Genomic DNA, 17,893 nt, shown 5'->3' with positions numbered 1-17,893 from the left:
CTCAGGCGCGCGCGGAGTTGTGCGTCACATTGCAGTCCGAGATCCATCCGGTGACACCGTTGGCGGTGTCGGTGATGTTGTCCCACAGCGGGCTGCCGCAGTCCATTTCCGGGCCGGTCGCCGTGCCGTGAACAGCTACAACGTCGCCGCTGAAACACACACCGCGGGGGCCGGTACTGTTGTCCGGCTTGCTGAATATCCGGACGGTCAGATTGCAGGTCGCCAATATTGGCGCCGACGCGCGGACCGGCGTCACACTGGTCGGCGTCGCAGTAGTCGGCGTCGCACTGGCCGGCGATGCCATCATCGCTCCGGTTATCAGCCCACCTGCCATCACCAGCCCAACCAGAGCTACGCGCGCCTTCATCAATTCCTCCTCGTCGTCCACGATCCGAGGCCATTTGTTGGTGACCGTAAGGCCCGCCGCGCCTCGTCGCGGTCATGCCGACAAGGGCCTGGACCATTTGTAAACAATCGTCCTTGGACCAGTCGCACACGAACTTCCGCCACATGTCCGAATACGGTAATTGGCACCGACCAGAGCGTCCGGCACGGGCGACTAATCGGCACGATATCGCATTTTCCCGGATCGACAAGCGAAGGAAATTCTGTGGCCAAATTCTTGGCCACGCCGAACAGTCTGACCTACCATCTTTGCCAGGATCGAGCACTGGTGGGTCAACGGTTCTGTCCTGCCCTACCCGACCTTTGTTTACCGGCAGCTGACCTACGCTCCCGGCGCCGAATGTCTCGGCTTTACTCTGCGCGTACTGGCCGACTCGGTCCGCGCGTCGTCGTTGCCCTCGTGGCTGGCGGCGCTCATCGCGTCCGTCTCACCTGCGGTCGTGTTCGCCGCCTCCGGCACGTCCAACGACCTGGTGGTGGCGTTTTTCTCAGCAGCTTTGTCAGCCCGGTGCTGGAATTCGGCGCCGGCCGCGAGCCGATATCGCTCGCCGCACTCACCGGGGCCGCGCTCGGCATGGCTGTTCTCACCAAAAGTACGGCGTTTCCGTTCGCGCTTGGGTTGGTCTGCGGTGGATGTGGATCCTCCTACGCCACAAGCTGACCGGCCTGAGGTGGGCCGCTTCGACCCGATACGCCTGCAGGTTCGTCAACGACGAGAACTACGCCCGAAGCCCGTGGCAGGCCCTGCTGATTCTCTGCGCGGCGCTGGCCCTACTCGCCGTCGGACCGGCCATCCACCGCTTGTACGCAGCGTCTGTGTTGATATCGCTGCTCGCCTTCGCCGGCTCCATCTCCTATCAGCCATGGATCGCACGACTGCTCACTGGCGCGATCGTGCTCGGCAGCCCGCTGGTCGCCGTCGCGATCAGCCGGCTGACAGCCAGCGTCAGCTCAACAAGGCCCGCTGTTGGCGGCGCGGTGGCACTCGCGGTTACGTTGTCCGGTGTGAATGTCGTCGACAACGGCACTCCGCGACGGCTGGACCACCAGATCTGGTCTCCCCGTCCAGCAGCCGCCCAACTGTTGGGTCACGAGACGAACCTCACCACCGCAATCGACCAGCTACGGTCCGGCGGCGCCAAACGGATCGGCCTGATCGGCGGCGAGGAAACACCGGAGTTCGCCATCGACGTCCTCCTCGGCGCCGACCAGGGCAGGACCAAGCTCATCACGTTACGCAGCACGGTCTCCGGCGACCCCGCGACCGACTGGCACACGGCCAACCTCGACGCCATCCTCTGCGTCAGCCACACCGCCACCGACTGCACCAACACCACACCACCGGGTTGGCCAGCAACGCAAAGCAAGAGCGCGATCTGGACCTCAGTCCTGGCGTTCAGTCCCAGGTTCGCACCCACATCAACACATTGATCGGAAGGTGCTGATCCAATGGCGTACGGTCCGGGGCCTCGCCGGTCGAGGACAGCGGTCATCGTCGCGCTGGTCGGCGTGTTTCTCGTGCTGTGCGTTTGCGGCTGCTGTGTAGCAATCGGACTGGCACATGGCCTACCGTGGACGCGGGTCGGAGGCAGATAGCCGATATCCCCAGCGAATCCACCCGGTGAGGTGATGCAGCGCAGCGGGAATTTCGTCCTCCGCGTTCTCGTCGTGCGTGCCTGGCTGCTGATCGCGCTGGCGCTGTCCGGTTGACGAGCGGCCGGTCAGAGGCAGGGATAACATCCATCGGTCCAGCACATCCCGTCGCAGCGATAGTTGTAGAAGGTGCCGCAGCCGGTGTCGCTGGTGCCCTTGACGCAGACGCCGTTCTGGTTCGGTACGCCCTGGCATCCGGTGCAGTTCATGCAGTTACCAGGGTCGCACCAATTGCTTTCCTGGCTGCAGCCACAGGCGAGGTTGCCGGAGGCGAGCGGCAACGCGGCCGTGGTCGTGGAGCCTGACGGATCGGTGTTTGCCGGGCTGCCGAGGGTGGCGACGACCAGGGCAGCCTCGGCGATCCCGAACGCTTCGATGGTCATCGCGCGCAGTTCCTGCAGTTGTCGGTCGACGGCGGGATTTTCCATGGCGCCGGACTGGAAGACCGCGCCGACCGTGGCCAGGGCAAGCGCCTGGTCGAGCACCGCCAGTTGCTCGTGAGTGAGCTCAGGGTGGGCCGCTTGGTAACGCGTGAGGTGTTCGACCCACATGCCGCTGCGTAGTTTTGGCGTGAGAGCACCGAAAACGACCCGCCGGTCCGCGGCCGGGAGTTCGGCCATCTCGTCGTATGACCGGGGCAGGTGTCCAAGGCGGTCGGCGATCCGGCGTACCCGGCTTGCCTGGTCGCCCGCGAAAACCGGCTTTTGTCCCGCGCCGAGCACCGCGACGGCGACACCGACACCAGCTGCGAGCTGGAGGAAACGCGCTCGTGGCATGGGAGCGCGGGGAATCCGGCCGGTCCCGCGGATCGCCAGCCAGTCCCGGGATTCGCGCTGCAGGTGCCCAAGAGCGGTCAGCACCCGTGCCGTCGTCCGGGGACCGAGGTCGCGCGCGAACGGGACGACCATGCCGAGGCCGCGCCATGCCCGTACGTCGTCACCAGTGATCCGCAGCAGTACCGGCCCGTTCCGCGGATCGGTGTTGGATGCCTGTCCCGTCCATCGCTGGACGTCCGGGTGGGACAGAGGAAGCACCTCGAGCTTGTCGTCGCAGGCACCGGCGACGGCCAGGGATATCTGGCGACACGTGACGCAACTTGCGTCGAATGCCAGCACCAGGCGACTGGTCAGCTTTGTTTCGGCCATTCTCCACCTCACCTACAAAATGTCTTCCGCCGCCTTTTGACGGCGTACGGGTACTCGCCGGACACTGGGCCTAATGGCGGGCCGACGCCGAGCTTTGCGGTGGTGCCGGGAAACTCACGTCGCCGCCCCAGTCGTCCTGATGGAACTGCTGGGTCGGATCGGGGTCGGGCATCCACCAGTAGTGGTGCAGCGTGTGGTTCATCGACTGGCTGACGATCTGCTGCTGGTTTTCCCAGACGTAGGCGAGGGGGTCGCTGTAGACCTCGCCGCCCCAGTCGGCAAACGAAATCGTGCCGGTGCCTTGGTCCCACCACCAGTGGTAGAGCGTGTTTTGCGGGCCGCGCGCCACGACGTGCTGCTGGTTCCCGAACTTGTACGCCATCGGGTTGCCGACGAAGGCGGCCGGCGCGCCGGTCCAGCGGTCGGTGTGCACCTGACTGTCGCCGGAGTCGAAGTACCAGTGGAAAAGATTGCCGTCTGCGGCCCTGGCGAAGACGTGCTGCTGACCGTTCCAGGTGAAGGCGGTGGGGTCGGAGTAGGTCTGACCGCCCCAGTCCAGCGGTCCCGTCACGCCCGGCTGGTTGGCGGTCACCGCCCAGTTGTAGAGGTGGTTGTCGCTGCCCCGCGCGACCACATGCAGCTGGTTGCCGGCCGCGTAGGCCGCCGGATTGCCGGTGATTCCGGCCGCCGGAGCGGGCCATTTCTCCGTACGCAACGTGCTGTCGGCCGGATCCCACCACCAATGGAAGAGCGAGCCGTCGGCTGCCTTCGCGAAGATGTGTTGCTGGCCACCCCAGACAACCGCGGTCGGGTCCGAGAACGCCTCACCGCTCCAGTCCGCGTAATGTCGGGTGGTCTCGCCAGCGACCAGCCACCAGTGCAGCAAGGTGTTGTTTTTGCTTCTGGCGAAGACGTGTTGCTGGTTCATCCAAGGAAACCCAGTCGTCTTACCGGCAATCGGGCCACCGCCCCAGTCGTCGTTGACTGTGCCGTTCGAGGAAGTCCAGTTCCAGCGGTGGAGCGCGCCGGTGGAGGATGGGGTGAATACGACCTCCTGATGGTTCGGCGGGCTCACCGACGGATCGGTCCACTCGTACGCGGATGACACCGGCGCGTCCGTCGAGCCGTCGCTGCCGCCGCCGTACGCCTCGATCTCGTCGAGGAACATGCCGGTCGCCGTGGTGTTTCCGGCTGGATGGGTTTTGGCGAACGTCAGCCGGACCCACCGCGCGGTGGTGGTCGGGAAACTGATGTCATACCAGAGCGTCGACTCTCCGTTGACCGCCGCCAGCGTGCCCTGCTGGGTGAAGGCGACGTTGTCGTTGCTGGTCGACACCACCACCTGATCCGGCCGATAGTCCGGATATTCCTCGTACGCGTGCGTACGGACGCTGCCGACCGGCTGTGAATATCCGAGGTCGACCGTCACCGTGGCCGAAACGGAGTCGCCGGCGTTGGGCAGTGAATATCCGAACGACCGCTTGTCGTCGAACGGGCCGGCGAGGAACCCGTCGGTCGCGTCGTTGCCGTAGTCCGGATAGGCCAGCGACCGGTTCGCCGAGACCGTGTACGGTCTGCCACCGGCCAGGTTCTGTTGCCGCAGAGCGAAACCGGCGACCTGCAGATCATCGAGCTGGTATGGCGTGGCGCCCGCACTGCCAGCGTTCACCTGCAGTCGCAGAAACCGCGCCTTGGCATTCACGCCGAGATAGTCATCACCGCCGGAGCCCGAGGTGTTGGCGACCGCGTCGGCCCATTGGTTGCCGTCGAAGGAAAGCTGCACCTTGTAGTTGGTCCCATAGACACTCCCCCAGTGCAGGCGTACGCCGTCGAGCTGGATCTGCCGGCCGAAGTCCAGGCGCAGCCACTGCACACCGGATCCGCTGCTCGGGGACCAGCCGGTCGTCGAGTCGCCGTCGACCGCCTTGCCGGCTTCGGCGCCGGTGCTTTCGGTCGAGGCGCTCGCCGTTGCCCCCCGCGCGAGATCGTTGGCGATCAACGGCTTTCCGGCCGCCGCGTCCAGGACGAGCGCGCGAACTCGTTGCATATATGCCGTGTCGCGGGTGTAGTGGGCGAATGCCTGCGGAGCCAGACTCGCAGCGATCTTCCGCGCCAGCTGGGGGTTTTTCTTGCCCAGGATGTTGAGCACTTCCCAGTCCTGGATGCCGCTGCGCAGCGACTCATACCGCGGCGAGACCTCGATGGTGTTGTTGTCCACGTCCGGCCGGACGATGAAACCGTCGCCCTTCGCGGTCTGTGTGTTGATGTCCAGCTGCCAGTTGTTCATGGCCCAGTGCAGATAACCGGTCATGCCCTGGCTGTACGCATACCACATCGTGAGGCGTTGATCCCACACCGGCTGGTCGATGAAGCGGTTGAGATAGCCGCCGACCGGGATGACGCAGTTGTAGAGCCACATCTCCTTTCCGTGGTTGTCGTGCTGGTCCCGATACACCTGTGGATTGGTGCTGTAGTTGAGCTCCTCGGGGATCATGAAGCTCTCCAGCGGCGCGATGTCCGAGCCGACCGGCTCGTCGAAGGTCGCGTCCCCGATGCGTACGTCCGGCCAGATCGCCCGGATCTCGCCGTTGACCGACCGCCATTCCCGCTCGTCGTCAGCGGTTTTGGGCTCGTCGCTGATATGCATCTGCCACATCGAGGTCCAACCCATCGCCTGCAGATGCGCCTGCAGTGCCGCGACGTACTGCTTGATGAAGGCGGTCGCCTCGGGGCTGTCGGTCGTCGGGAATGTCCGCACGGTCGCGCCGGAGGAGTCCCGGCCGAGGGCCTCGGTGTACCAGGGCGCGCTGTCGCCGTGCCGTCCGCTCATCCACTGGCCCTCCAGCCGCTTGACCCCGCCCTTGGCGAGGAAACGCTGGATCACCTGGTCGAAACGGCTCCAGTTGAAGGTGTAGTTGCCGCTCGCGTCCACCGAACTGCCGCCATCGGCGAGCAGCCGGACTACCGGTACGGCCAGCACGTTGCTGCGGTATTCCCTCATGGTCGTCGCGACGTTGTCGATCAGCTGCCACCATTTGTCGGAATACTTGGCATATTTGTAGGTCAGCGGAATCGTGTCGCCGGCACCGTCGTCGTAGGAGATGTTGCCGGTGAACAACTGCCACAGGGTGTTGCTGAAGTCGCTGTCCTTGGACGGCGGGATCGTGACGTCCCGGACGTTCGCGGTGATGGGCACCGAAAAGGCGCCCTGGTCCGTCGTCACGGTCACCGCGCCGGAGTAGAGCCCGACCGCGGCGGTCGGCGGCACGTAGACCCGGATCCACACCGATTGCGTGGTGTTCGCCGGGACGGTGATCTGGCGCTGGTTCAGCAACCGGTCGGGGAAGTCGCCCGGCGCCTTGCGTACCAGCGGGAAGACTTCCTGACCACTGAAGGTGGACGGATGGTTGAGATATTCGTAGCCGACGAAGTTGTACGACAGGTTGTCCGCGGTGATCGTGTTCGCGCCGCTGCTCAGCGCCGAGAAGGTGACCGCGCTGACCGTGAACGGCTGGTCCATCCTGAGCACAACCTGCCCGGACTCGTAGTCGTTCTTCGCGGCGTCCAAGGTGATCGTCCGGCCGGCGTCGCCCGACCGCCCGCTGTCTTTGAAGACACTCGTATAGGACGACTCCGTCCACACGTTCACGTTGTAGGCCACGGCGGCATTGGCGACGGAGGCACCAGCCAGCAACGCCGCGACGACCATCGGGACCGTGCCAAGGGAAACGAGCCGACGCCAGCGCATGGTACCTCCGGGCAGCTGAGGCGTGAACCGCGAGCGCCGGTAGTTATAGCGCTCCAAAGCCTCATTGGCGACAGTTCGGCAGGGCGCGGACACAATTGGTGCGACTTTCCGGTAGACAACTCGCGGCCCGGACGCTCACCTGGTATCGCCCGGAGCGGAGCCGCCGCGAGCGGACTCCGACCCGGCGGCCGACAGTTGCAAACAGCCAAGCCTGGTTTGCAGCCAAGGTCGGGCTTGCAGCCCAGCCCGGTTAGCAGCCCCGCGAGGTGTCCTAGACCGCCGGCGCCGCTGGTGGTGAGTTCCTCCGCACAGAATGCACCCGTACGAACGGCGACGGTCGGGATTCCCAGTCGGTAAGGAATGACCGGTTGTTCTATCCCAACAACCATTTCTTGGCCGCTTCCATCACCTCGGCACGGGTGTGGCCGGCATGGTCAGCGGGGATGAGGTAGTTGCCGATCCGCAGCGAGGACGCCACCAGGCAGCGGACCTCCACCTCGGTATCGTCGGCACAGAAGCTGGCGAACAGGGAGCGCAGGTACGCCGTCCTGCGGTTGTCGACGCGGCGCACGCGCCGCGCGAGGTCCTTGTCGCGCCGAGCCCATTCCCGGATCGCCAACTCGATCGACATCGAGGTCGTCGGCGCGCTTGACGCGACGAGCGCGAAAAGTCGCTCCAACCTCGTTCGGGCGTCTCCGCCGCCTTCCTCCACTCGTTTGATCGCTTCCTCGGTGACCGCCCGTTCCCACGTGTCGAGCATCTCGGTCAGCAGTGCCTCACGGTTGCGGAAATAACCGTAGAAGCCCACCCCGGGTGGCGCTGACGATCTCGCGCGACTGGTCAGCCTTTTCACCGGCGCCGGCGGACCGCTGCTGTCCGCGGCGGCGCCGCGCCTGCTCATGGCGCTGCGTTGGAAGCTAGGTCAGCTGTTCGGCTGGGACCGGCCGGATCGCGGCATCGGTACGCGCGTACGGACGCTGCGCGACAGGCTGCCGGCGGATCTGCGAGACGGCGAACGTGGACCAGACCTGCCCGGAGTGCCGCTGACGTCGGTCTACCAGACCCACGACGAGTGGGCGGCCGAGATCGCCAACCAGACGGTGCACGGCGTACTGCACATCGGTTGGGTTCCGGACGGAAGCGGTGGTTACCGCGGCCGGATGGCCGTGCTCGTCAAGCCAACGGACTGTTCGGCCGGATCTACATGGCCGGGATCAAGCCATTTCGCTACCTCGGCGTATATCCCGCGCTCCTGCGTACGATCGGACAACGCTGGGAACCGGCCGGCAGCGGCCGGACCTGACAACCGCCTTCCGATGGCCATACCGTCAGGGTGACCGCGCGTTACTGCTGAAGGTTAGGGCCTGATTGGTTGACACCAAGCAGAGGCTGCTGGCCGGTGCGGTGGCGGCATTGCGCGAACCGGCGTAAGGCTGACGCGTCAGCTCCTTGGTATCTCACGACGCGTGAGCGACCAGACCCACACCTGTCAGGCTGATGGCATCGAAGTCCGCTTCCGATCGGATTTCAGCGGTGAGCGGCGCGTGAGTCGAGTAGTTCGGTGCGTACGGTCGCCAGCCGGTCGTCGTCCCAGTCGACGTGCGGATCTACCTCCAGGTGCGCCGCGATCACAGCGGCAACGGCGAGTCCTGGCAGTGACCATTCGGCCGGTGTGCCGGTGCCGAGCGGGTCGGCGTGGTGGCGTGCGGTCGCGGTGTCCGGTGTGGACAGTGCGGCGATGACCAGGCCGCGCATGGAGGCGTTGGCCAGTCTGGCGACTGTCTCATACGTCGTGTCCATGCCGGCGCGCAGGCGATAGCCAAGGAATGTGGCCATTCGCTCGTAGACGCCGGCAATACGCGCGACGAAACCGTGCTCGGAGGCGGCCAGCGCGGCCTGGATCTCATCACGTAGCTCACCGTCGGCCAGCCCGTCGAAGGTCGCGTGCAGCGCGAGGTAGGTACGCCATTCCGTCGAGCGGTGGATGGCGTCGAAGTCGTGCCAGGCGCCCTGTCGGATCAGCTCGCTCCACGCCTTGCGCCGGCCGTCGGCGGTCGCGAAGTCGTCGACGTGCTCGGCGGCAACCCGCCGTACCAGCGCCGCACCGCCTTCGTCGCCCACGGCGGCCGGCATCGCCGCCTTGGCGAGCGTACGCAGCAGGTCGCTGACGAACAGGTCCTTGTATGGCCAGCGGCGATACGCGGCGCTGCGCGAGACGCCGGAGTCACGGATCACGTCTTCGAGGCTGATGTGTTCCAGGCTCACGGTCAGGCCGCTGCTGTTGACCATCGCGACCGCGGAGTCGAGCATTCGCTGCGCCGTCTCCTCGTCCGAGAGCCGGCGCCGCCGGCGTGCCGGCCCGCTGGTCAGCCCACTGGTCATACCGGCTCCTTCTGCCATACCTACTGTCGTACCAGTCCTCATCCGTAGCAGTCCTCATCGCCGCTCGATCCGCCACCTCCATCACTCTAACAGACATGATGTTCCAAGTTTCATGTATGATACTTTGCATCTCGACAGGTTTCGACTCACCACAAAGGAGATCCCCATGGGAAGCAGCAAGCCGAAGGCGACCGGGTCAGCGCGTAACGCGGTTGTCGCGATGTACGTGGGCGCCGGCCTGACGGTGGCCGGTGCGGTCGCGCCGATCGTCGACGCCGCCACCGGCGACGGCCTGACGCGTGAGCTGGCCAGCGTTTATCCGGGGCGTACGGCGTTCGTCGAGATGGCGAAGACGAGCATCTTGACGTACCTGTTCTTCATCAGTGCCGTCGGCGTGATCGGGTGGCTGCTGCTGGCCTGGGCCACCCGGCGCGGCAAAGGCTGGGCCAGAGTCGCCTCGACGGTGGTTTTCCTGCTCGGCAGCGCGATCCTGCTGTATGACTTCACCCAGCCGCATCCGGCGCTGATCACCGTCACCGAGGCGCTTCCCTGCCTGGCCGGCCTGGCCGCGGTCACGTTCCTGTGGATGCGCGATTCGGCGGATTTCTTCCGCAACGCCAAAACCGCCTGAGCTTCAGCCCAGCCGGCGGCGCAGCAGGTCGACGAGGTGGTAGCGGCGGAGCGCGGCCCAGCCGCCCAGAACCAGGCCCCACATCACGAAAGTGGCGACCGGGTGCCAGAAGGCCACCGCGGCCGAGGCAACGAACAGGCTGCCAAAACCGGCGCCGCTGTAGGTGTCGGCGCGCCACTGCTCGGCATCGACCTGCGGGTTGAGCAGCCCGGCCTTCTGCGCGTACGCGTGCATCCGCGTACGCAGCAGGCTGCCGATGCCGATGGCGGCGGCGTAAATGGCGACGGAGATCGGCGCGCCGCCGTAATTGGCCAGTAAGTACGAGGGAAACGGCATCACCGCGATAAGCGCGAGATATTGCAGGTTCATCGCGCTCAGCCGGCGATCGGCACATCTGATGCCGGCGAATGTCTGGTGATGGATCAGCCACTGCGTACCGATCACGTAGAAAGACAGCAAATACGCGACCAGCGGCCCGACCGCGTGCGTACGCAACAGGTCGAGCACCTGCGATTCGGTCGCGGTGTGGGTCGGATCGGGCAGCGGGATCCGGATGTCCAGCACGAGCAGCGTGATCGCGATCGCGAAGACCCCGTCGGAGAAGCCGATGTGCCGGCCCAGCGAGAACGAAGGTGTGGTCACACCCGCACTCTAACCGATGATCTGGCCGCATGTGCTAATCTTTGGCCATGCGGCCAGATCATCAACCGGACGGCCAGGTCAAGCGGTCGTTCATCGAGGAAGCCCGCCGGGCGCAGATCGTCGCCTGCGCGGTGGAGGTCATCGCCGAGGTCGGCTATGGCCAGGCGTCGCTGGCGCGAATCGCTCAGCGCGCCGGCATCAGCAAGGGCGTCATCTCCTATCACTTCAGCGGCAAGGAGGAGCTGATCCAGGAGGTCGCCGCGTACGTCGTAGCCAAGGCCCGTGGGCACATGCGGCCACACATCGAGGCGGCGCCGGATCCGGCCGGCAGGCTGCGCGCTTTCATCGAGTCCAATCTCGACTTCATCGGCACGCATCCGCACGAGCTGCGCGCGCTCGCCGACATCCTGATCAACGCGCGAGACGGCAACGGCGCGCCACTGTCGGATCCGTCCGGGCAGAGCGGTGCCATCCAGAGCCTGGAGCGTATCCTGCGCCAGGGCCAGCAGGCCGGGCAGTTCCGGCCGTTCAACACCAGGGTGATGGCGGCCAGTGTCCGCGCCGCGCTGGATGCGGTGTCCGGTCAGCTCATCGCCGATCCCGACCTCGACCTGCCTGCGTACGCCACCGACCTGATCGACCTGTTCGAGCGCGCCACCAGAGCAGAAAGCGGCACCACATCATGACAGAAGCGTTGCGACTTTCCGGGCTGCACAAGGCCTTTGGAGCGACGGTCGCGGTGGATGGTGTCGACCTGACCGTGCCCGCCGGCTCGTTTTTCGGGCTGGTCGGTCCCAACGGCGCCGGGAAGACGACCGCGTTGTCGATGGCCGTTGGCCTGCTGCGGCCCGATGCTGGACGGTGCGCGGTGTTCGGACACGACGTGTGGACCGACCCGGTGGCGGCCAAAAGCCGGATCGGCGTGCTGCCGGACGCGCTGGCACTGCCCGAGCAGCTGACCGGTCGCGAGTTGCTGACCTACGCCGGATTGCTGCGAGGAATGGAAAAACCGGCAGTCGCGACGCGTACGGCCGAATTGTTGTCGGTGCTGGAGCTCGACCATTGTGAAGCCACCGCGGTGCTGGACTATTCCACCGGAATGCGCAAGAAGATCGGCTTGGCGCTGGCGTTGCTGCACGCGCCACGGCTGCTGGTGCTGGACGAGCCGTTCGAGGCGGTGGATCCGGTCTCCGCGGCCACCATCCGCGCGATCCTCCAGCGTTTCGTCGCCGGCGGCGGCTCGGTGGTGTTTTCCAGCCACGTCATGGCGCTGGTCGAGCACCTGTGCGACCGCGTCGCGGTGATGGCGCGCGGCCGGATCGTCGCCGCCGGCACGCTGGCGGCCGTACGCGGCAACCGTCCGCTGGAGCAGGCCTTCGCCGAGCTCGTCGGCGCGCGACCCGGCGGCATGGAGGGACTGGCATGGTTGGCATCCTGAGCGTCACCGTAGGCATGAAGGTGACCGCGCTGCGCCGTTCGTACGCCGGTGGACGCGCCGTGCTGGCCGCGGCCGGCGCCACGATTGGTTTCGCGCTCGCCGGCGCGACGATGCTCACCGCCTCATCCAGCGACCTGATGTGCCTGGCTTTCGCGTTGTGGACCGTCGGCTGGCTGGTCGGACCGATGATCACCGGCGGCGACACGACCCTGCGACCGCAGCATTTTTCGTTGTTACCTCTGCCCACCAGCCGCCTCGCCGGTGGCCTGCTGGCGGCCGCGTTCGTCAACGTCCCGGTCGCGGTCACCGCTGTGGCCCTGAGTGCGTTGGTCGTGCACGGATTCCGGCTCGGGCTCTGGCACTGCCTGGTCGCCGCGCTCGCCGCGGCCCTGCACCTGCTCATCGTCGTGCTCGCCGCCAGGCTGCTCGGCGGAGGCGTGGCGCAGATCGAACGCACCGCCCTCGGCCGCGAAGTCTCCGCCGCGGTGCTCGGCCTCGCCGTATCACTGGCGATCCTGGGCCCGCTCGCGTTGTCCGTGCTCGGACCGCGGCTGCTCCAACCGTGGCCGGCGCCGGTCAGTCATGCCATCCGCTGGTTGCCCAGCAGTTGGCCGGTGGTGGCCGTCGACGCGCGCAATCCGTTGCCCGCCCTGGCCGGGATGCTGCTGCTCGCCGGCGGACTTTTCCTTGCCTGGACAGCACTTCTCGGCCGCAGCACGTCGGCCACGACAGCCATGCTGCACCACGTCGGCATCCCGGCCCGCTCCAGTTTCGGTGCCATGGTGGCCAAGGAGCTACGGACGTACGCCCGTGACCGGCTCCGCGGCCGCCTTGCCCGGATGGCGCTATGGACCAGCGTTTTCCTGTGTCTGCTGGCAACTGTCGCCGGTTTCCGACCGGCCGCCGCCTTCGCCGGACTCCTGGCCGTCGCCTTCCTGGCCATGCTGGCCGGCAACTGGTACGGCGCCGAGGGCACCTCGCTGTGGCTCACCATCATGACACCGGGCCGCGAGTCGGTGGAGGTACGCGGACGGCAGGCCGCCTGGGCACTGGTCGCGGCCGGCACCGGCGTCGCCTTCAGCATCGGCGGAGGCCTGATCGCCGGCACCACGTGGACCGTGCCACTGGTGCTCGCCGGCCTGCCGGCGCTGCTCGGCGGCGGCGCCGGCCTGATCGCGGTTTTCTCCGCTCTGGCACCGATCGTGCGACCCGACCCGTACGGCCGGACCACCGCCGCCGCGGACTCGCCGGTCGGCGCGCAGATCGTGCAGGCACAGATCCTGCTCTATCTCACCGTCGCCGCGGCAGCACCGGCCATCGGACTGTCGGTCGCCGGCATCGCGCTGCATTCCACCGGCATGGCCGGCGCCGGCATCGCCGTCGGCCTGACCACCGGCGCCCTGTGCGCCTGGCTCGGCGGCCGGATTGCCACCGCTGTGTTGGAAAACCGCGCACCCGACATGCTCCAGCGCATCCGCCACGGCACCGCCACCCGACCCGTCGTACGCGCACACAAACCGACACGCAGACGATCAATCCCGCACCTGCTGGCCGGCGCCTTTCTCGCCGTCTGCCAGGGCCTCATTCCGCTCGTCTCGCTCCTCGCCGGCACCGCAACCCGCGATCGGTTCTGGTATGTGGCGCTCTATCTACCGCCACCCGCGCGGCTGCCCGCCGCACTTGTGTTTCTGTTGGCCGGCGCGGCTGTATGTGCGATGGCTCTGCGTCGAAAGGAAAACCACCAATGAACCAGCCGATTGACTGGGAGCAAGAGGAAGCACGGCTCGCCGCCCGCTCCTACGCGGCTGGCGATCCGACCGGCTGGTTCGACCAGTTGTACGCCGCCGGCGACTCCGGCCGCGTACAACTTTCATGGAACCGCACCCATCCACATCCACTTCTCGCCGAATGGACGACCGCACAGCAGATCGACGGCACTGGCCAACACGCGATCGTGGTCGGCTGCGGCCTGGGCGCCGACGTCGCCCATCTCGCCGACCACGGGTTCGACGCGACCGGCTTCGACGTGTCACCCACCGCCATCCGGCTGGCCAGCCAACGATGGCGCCACACCTCCGCCACGTTCGTCACCGCCGACCTGCTCAACTCACCGCCAGAATGGGTTGCCGCCTTCGACCTGGTCGTGGAAATCATCACCGTACAAGCAATTCCCGACACACTACGACCACAGGCCATCGCCGCCATCGCCAACATGGTCGCACCCGGCGGCACCCTGCTCGTCATCGCCGCGATCCACGACGACTCCGCGCCCGTCCACCCCACCGGGCCGTGGCCATTACGCCGCGCCGAAATCGACGCCTTCGCGACATCATCCGGTTTGACCACCGTACGCGTGGAAACCACGCACGCGCCGGGACTGCCCGAGCAACCACGCTGGCGCGCCGAATTCCGACGTACGGCCTAACACGAGAGAAGTGGCCATGGCGAACCCGATACCGCCGCACACAGGAACGGCGGCATCAGCCGCCGACCTGGTCCGACGTGGTTTGGTCAGCTCACGCGAACTGACCGCCGCGATGCTGGACCGGATCGCCGAACGCAACAAGGACATCAACGCTGTCGTCCAGGTGCGACGCGAGGCGGCACTGGCCGAAGCGGCGAGTGCGGACGAGGCGGTCGCCCGCGGCGAAGCTGTCGGCCCATTTCACGGAGTGCCCATGACGGTCAAGGAGGCATTGCACGTCGCCGGTCTGCACAGCACCTGGGGCAACCCTGATTTACCAGATTCATCGCCAATCGAGACGCGACCGTGGTACGGCGGCTGCGAGCGGCCGGTGCCATCGTGGTCGGCACCACCAACGTCGCAACAATGCTCGGCGACTTCGCCCAAACGCATAACGACCTGTATGGCACGACGAACAATCCGTGGGACCTGACGCGTACACCCGGAGGCTCCTCCGGCGGCGCAGCGGCCGCGGTCGCATCGGGAATGTCATATCTGGACTACGGATCCGACCTCGTCGGCTCGATCCGTATCCCGGCGAGCTTCTGCGGTGTCTACGGGCTGAAACCGACCGCCGGCATCGTGCCGCTGACCGGTTTCCAACCGCCAGGCCCTCCCACACCCGACAGCGACCACACCTACATGTCCGCCCTTGGACCGATGGGACGTTCGGCCGGCAGACCTCCGCCTTGCCCTGGCGGCCACGGCAGGTCTTGAGAAGCCGGCGGGGACGGCGTACAAGTGGACTCTACCGCCCTCGCGGCGGCAGCGGCTCACAGACTTCCGCGTGGGCATAGTGCTCGACGACCCGGGCTGTCCGGTTTCCACCGACGTCGGCGCCGCCTTGTCCAACGCGATCGACGCCATCGGCCAGGCAGGCGCCACCATCGTGCCGGGCTGGCCTGACGGTGTTGATCCGGTGGTCAGCACGGAATCGTTCGCTTTCCAGGTAGGCCTGTTCTTCGCCTTCGCCCAACCTGACGGCACCGAGGACACCACTCTTGCGAATCTCATCGAGCAGGAGGCCAGGCGAATGGCCGCACGCGCCGCCTGGACACGCTATTTCGCCGACATCGACGTTTTCGTCTGCCCAACCAACTTCACCACCGCCTTCCCCCACGACCAGCGGCCGTTTGACGCCCGCGTCATCAGCACGACGACAGGCCCGCGCGCCTACCTCGAGCAACCCTTCTGGATCGCCCAACCCTCACTGCCCGGCCTGCCCGCGGTAGCCGCACCCATCGGCGCCACACCAACCGGCCTTCCGGTCGGTGCGCAGATCATCGGTCCGCTCTACGAAGACGACAACGCCATCACCTTCGCCGAACTGCTCGCCGACATCATTGGCGGATTCCAACCACCAGACATCGACAAACCCATCGAGTAACAAGCGGCGCTTGGGTTCTGAAGAATAAGCATTCTTCCAAGGCTGAAAGACTGACGTGGTCAGGTGCGACCACGCCAGCTTCCCGTCTCCGCCTAATGGAGATTATTGGACTTCGTGGGTGCGTACGAAGGCCGAGCCGTCCCAGGTGTAGGCCTCGGTGCGTGTCGTGGAACCGGTGGAAATCGTCACCACGACGTTGTCCTGGCCGTCCTCGCTGTATTTGTTGAACCGTTTGACGCCTTTCGTTGCGGGCGAGGCCACCGACAAACAGTTTCGCGTTGCCGAAGGTGCCGCCCTCGGTGCCTGATGGCAGCGGAGCGATGGCCACTACGGCGTCGGCGGTGTGTCCGGAGTCGTGCGGGTCGTCGCACCAGATCCGGACCAGGTAGGAGGGCTGGCCGGTCATTCCCTCGCCCGATGCCGTTGGGCTGGCAACCGTTGACGTCCTGGACGTTATTGACGCACCGGCCAGCGTCGCCGCCGTCGCGCATCGCTGGCTGCTGCTCTCGACCGCTACCGCCATCAGTCCTAGCGGCCGATGGCACTTTGTTGTGACGCCTGGCGTGGAATCACCAGTGGCGTTGACCTGCGCCGGCGTACTGCGGCACGGCGTGCAGGAATGTGTGGCCGTGCCACCGTCGCGGACGTCGAACCGTGACGCGTACTGGCTGGTGGCACCCACCGTGGTCAAGTGGCGGCCAGCCAATGCGGCATTAGTCCATCGGGCGTTGTCCTATGGCGTCCAGGGAGTGGTTCCGGCTCGGCTCGGGGATGGGATCTGGCCATGAAGGCCGATCGTGCCAAGGAAAATCATCTCCGCAGGTTGGCAGAGGTCCGGCGGCAGGTCGACCAGACGCGGGTGGACGCAGCACAGATATGCAGGCCGCGAAGCGTACGCGTGATCAGCGGCGGATGGACTTTCTGGCCGGCAAGGTGCGATCGCCATCGAAGTCGACAACGTCTGCGACAACGAGCCCCCGCCACCGCCGCGGATCGATCGTGTGCGGCCGGAGCCGTCGTCTCTTCTTCCGTCTGGCAAGGAAACGGGCGTCGGCTATCGACGTAAGGACTCCCGGCCGACGAGGGGCTGGCGGGACACGCCCGTAGCGTACGTAGGGCCGAAGACGAGGCCACCGCCTAGGGATCTCACGCTAAGAGACGACCGCATAGCACTCCGTGAAGGCTCTAGCGACCATCACCAGCGGCCAGCCGTGGGGTAATCGAGAGTGTCCGAGGGGGGACTTGAACCCCCACGCCCGTTAAAGGGCACTAGCACCTCAAGCTAGCGCGTCTGCCATTCCGCCACCCGGACAAGGTGTGTCACCGCCAGTGTCTGGCGGGAGGAGTCCACCATACCGAATGCCGGTCGGACCTCGCCAAGGTGGGGGTCGTACGCACCGGCGGGGTTAGCGAAAAGTTAGCGGCACCTGCGCATACTGCTGCCCGGCCCCGAGAGAGTGGAGGACAGATCTTGAGCGCGGCCCTGATGGCGATTGTCGCTCTGACCGTGCGGGTCATGCTGGCCGTCGTCCTCAGCTGGAGCTCGGTGAGCAAGCTGACGACCGGCGGACGCCGCGGCCTGAACGACATGCTCAGGCAGCTTGGCATCGATCGGCGCGCCGGTCTGGTCGGCGGCTTGCTGGTCGGCGGTGAGGCGGCGTCGGCGGTGTTGTTGCTGCTCCCCTGGACTGCGGTCGCCGGCGCCGGGCTGGCGACCGCCTTGTTCGCCGTCCTCACCGCCGGCGTCGTGATGATTCTGCGGCGCCGGCTGAAGGTCACCTGCGCGTGCTTCGGTGCGTCGAGTGCGACGATCGCGCCGATCCACGTGGTACGCAACGCGTTCCTGCTGCTCTGCGCACTGGTCGCGGTCGCGGTCGGGCCGCGACTCCCCCACGATGTCGTGACGACCGCCGTCACGATCGGTGCCGGCGCCTTCCTCGCGGTCGTCATCACCCGGCTGGACGACTTCGCGTTCCTGCTCTCGCCTCGCTGATTGGA

General features: G+C 66.4%; 18 protein-coding genes and 1 tRNA gene. 11 read left to right on the top strand and 8 right to left on the bottom strand.

From position 1 onward, the window contains the following. Window position 1: 1 nt before the first annotated feature. Window positions 2-388 carry a hypothetical protein gene (locus GNX95_RS05330; protein ID WP_163506015.1) on the bottom strand — a complete coding sequence of 129 codons (387 nt, stop codon included), beginning with the start codon at window positions 386-388 and terminating at the stop codon, window positions 2-4. Between the two features lie 650 nt (window positions 389-1,038). Between GNX95_RS05330 and GNX95_RS05325 the strand changes: the two genes are divergently transcribed. After that, the gene (locus tag GNX95_RS05325) at window positions 1,039-1,836 is read left to right on the top strand and encodes a hypothetical protein (RefSeq protein WP_163506014.1); all 798 of its coding nucleotides are present in this window, start codon (window positions 1,039-1,041) and stop codon (window positions 1,834-1,836) included. A gap of 290 nt (window positions 1,837-2,126) precedes the next feature. Here the strand turns inward: GNX95_RS05325 and GNX95_RS05320 are convergent, their stop codons facing one another. From GNX95_RS05320 to GNX95_RS05310, 3 genes are all read right to left on the bottom strand, one after another. Further along, window positions 2,127-3,203, bottom strand: a complete 1,077-nt coding sequence (locus tag GNX95_RS05320; protein ID WP_163506013.1) for a bacteriocin fulvocin C-related protein — start codon at window positions 3,201-3,203, stop codon at window positions 2,127-2,129. A gap of 70 nt (window positions 3,204-3,273) precedes the next feature. Continuing rightward, window positions 3,274-6,951: a glycoside hydrolase domain-containing protein gene (locus tag GNX95_RS05315; protein WP_163506012.1), complete on the bottom strand. Its 3,678-nt coding sequence runs from the start codon at window positions 6,949-6,951 to the stop codon at window positions 3,274-3,276. A gap of 373 nt (window positions 6,952-7,324) precedes the next feature. Further along, entirely contained in the window at window positions 7,325-7,852 is a 528-nt protein-coding gene (locus GNX95_RS05310) for a TetR/AcrR family transcriptional regulator (protein WP_163506011.1), read from the bottom strand. Between GNX95_RS05310 and GNX95_RS05305 the strand changes: the two genes are divergently transcribed. Further along, window positions 7,788-8,288, top strand: a complete 501-nt coding sequence (locus GNX95_RS05305) for a DUF2867 domain-containing protein (protein WP_343034857.1) — start codon at window positions 7,788-7,790, stop codon at window positions 8,286-8,288. The two genes, GNX95_RS05310 and GNX95_RS05305, sit on opposite strands and share 65 nt — an antisense overlap. Before the next feature lie 190 nt (window positions 8,289-8,478). On the opposite strand, the gene GNX95_RS05300 is transcribed toward GNX95_RS05305, so the two are convergent. Further along, complete coding sequence (locus GNX95_RS05300) at window positions 8,479-9,333, bottom strand: TetR/AcrR family transcriptional regulator (RefSeq protein WP_222853406.1); 855 nt, start codon at window positions 9,331-9,333, stop codon at window positions 8,479-8,481. A 166-nt stretch (window positions 9,334-9,499) separates the two neighbouring features. Here GNX95_RS05300 and GNX95_RS42400 point away from each other — a divergent pair, with 166 nt between their 5' ends. After that, window positions 9,500-9,964 (top strand): hypothetical protein, encoded by a 465-nt coding sequence (locus GNX95_RS42400; protein WP_222853405.1) that lies wholly within the window; start codon window positions 9,500-9,502, stop codon window positions 9,962-9,964. 3 nt (window positions 9,965-9,967) lie between these two features. On the opposite strand, the gene GNX95_RS05290 is transcribed toward GNX95_RS42400, so the two are convergent. Beyond that, window positions 9,968-10,606, bottom strand: coding sequence for a TMEM175 family protein (locus GNX95_RS05290; protein ID WP_163506010.1), 639 nt, complete (start codon window positions 10,604-10,606; stop codon window positions 9,968-9,970). A 47-nt stretch (window positions 10,607-10,653) separates the two neighbouring features. On the opposite strand from GNX95_RS05290, the gene GNX95_RS05285 reads away from it, so the two are divergent. The 7 genes from GNX95_RS05285 to GNX95_RS42390 all read left to right on the top strand — a co-directional run bounded on the left by GNX95_RS05285 (window position 10,654) and on the right by GNX95_RS42390 (window position 15,895). Beyond that, window positions 10,654-11,292, top strand: coding sequence for a TetR/AcrR family transcriptional regulator (locus GNX95_RS05285; protein ID WP_163506009.1), 639 nt, complete (start codon window positions 10,654-10,656; stop codon window positions 11,290-11,292). Beyond that, a complete protein-coding gene (locus tag GNX95_RS05280; protein WP_163506008.1) occupies window positions 11,289-12,044 on the top strand; it encodes an ABC transporter ATP-binding protein in 756 nt (251 codons plus the stop codon). The genes GNX95_RS05285 and GNX95_RS05280 overlap by 4 nt, the downstream gene beginning before the upstream one ends. Then, window positions 12,029-13,792 (top strand): hypothetical protein, encoded by a 1,764-nt coding sequence (locus GNX95_RS05275; RefSeq protein ID WP_163506007.1) that lies wholly within the window; start codon window positions 12,029-12,031, stop codon window positions 13,790-13,792. Before GNX95_RS05280 ends, GNX95_RS05275 begins: the two co-directional genes overlap by 16 nt. Next, window positions 13,789-14,469, top strand: a complete 681-nt coding sequence (locus GNX95_RS05270; protein WP_163506006.1) for a class I SAM-dependent methyltransferase — start codon at window positions 13,789-13,791, stop codon at window positions 14,467-14,469. Before GNX95_RS05275 ends, GNX95_RS05270 begins: the two co-directional genes overlap by 4 nt. Window positions 14,470-14,485: 16 nt before the next feature. Beyond that, window positions 14,486-14,941 carry an amidase family protein gene (locus tag GNX95_RS42990; RefSeq protein ID WP_246281513.1) on the top strand — a complete coding sequence of 152 codons (456 nt, stop codon included), beginning with the start codon at window positions 14,486-14,488 and terminating at the stop codon, window positions 14,939-14,941. Then, window positions 14,848-15,225, top strand: coding sequence for an amidase family protein (locus GNX95_RS44185; RefSeq protein WP_425483872.1), 378 nt, complete (start codon window positions 14,848-14,850; stop codon window positions 15,223-15,225). Before GNX95_RS42990 ends, GNX95_RS44185 begins: the two co-directional genes overlap by 94 nt. A gap of 79 nt (window positions 15,226-15,304) precedes the next feature. After that, complete coding sequence (locus GNX95_RS42390; RefSeq protein ID WP_222853403.1) at window positions 15,305-15,895, top strand: amidase family protein; 591 nt, start codon at window positions 15,305-15,307, stop codon at window positions 15,893-15,895. A gap of 102 nt (window positions 15,896-15,997) precedes the next feature. Here the strand turns inward: GNX95_RS42390 and GNX95_RS05260 are convergent, their stop codons facing one another. Together GNX95_RS05260 and GNX95_RS05255 are read right to left on the bottom strand one after the other, a co-directional pair. Beyond that, complete coding sequence (locus GNX95_RS05260) at window positions 15,998-16,156, bottom strand: hypothetical protein (protein ID WP_163506005.1); 159 nt, start codon at window positions 16,154-16,156, stop codon at window positions 15,998-16,000. Window positions 16,157-17,122: 966 nt separating this feature from the next. Then, window positions 17,123-17,207: transfer RNA gene (locus GNX95_RS05255), tRNA-Leu, on the bottom strand. A 159-nt stretch (window positions 17,208-17,366) separates the two neighbouring features. Between GNX95_RS05255 and GNX95_RS05250 the strand changes: the two genes are divergently transcribed. After that, window positions 17,367-17,888, top strand: a complete 522-nt coding sequence (locus GNX95_RS05250; protein ID WP_163506004.1) for a MauE/DoxX family redox-associated membrane protein — start codon at window positions 17,367-17,369, stop codon at window positions 17,886-17,888. The last annotated feature ends 5 nt before the right edge of the window (window positions 17,889-17,893 follow it).

Source organism: Fodinicola acaciae, assembly GCF_010993745.1.
Taxonomy (GTDB): domain Bacteria; phylum Actinomycetota; class Actinomycetes; order Mycobacteriales; family HKI-0501; genus Fodinicola; species Fodinicola acaciae.
This window is presented reverse-complemented; position numbering and strand designations above follow the sequence as displayed.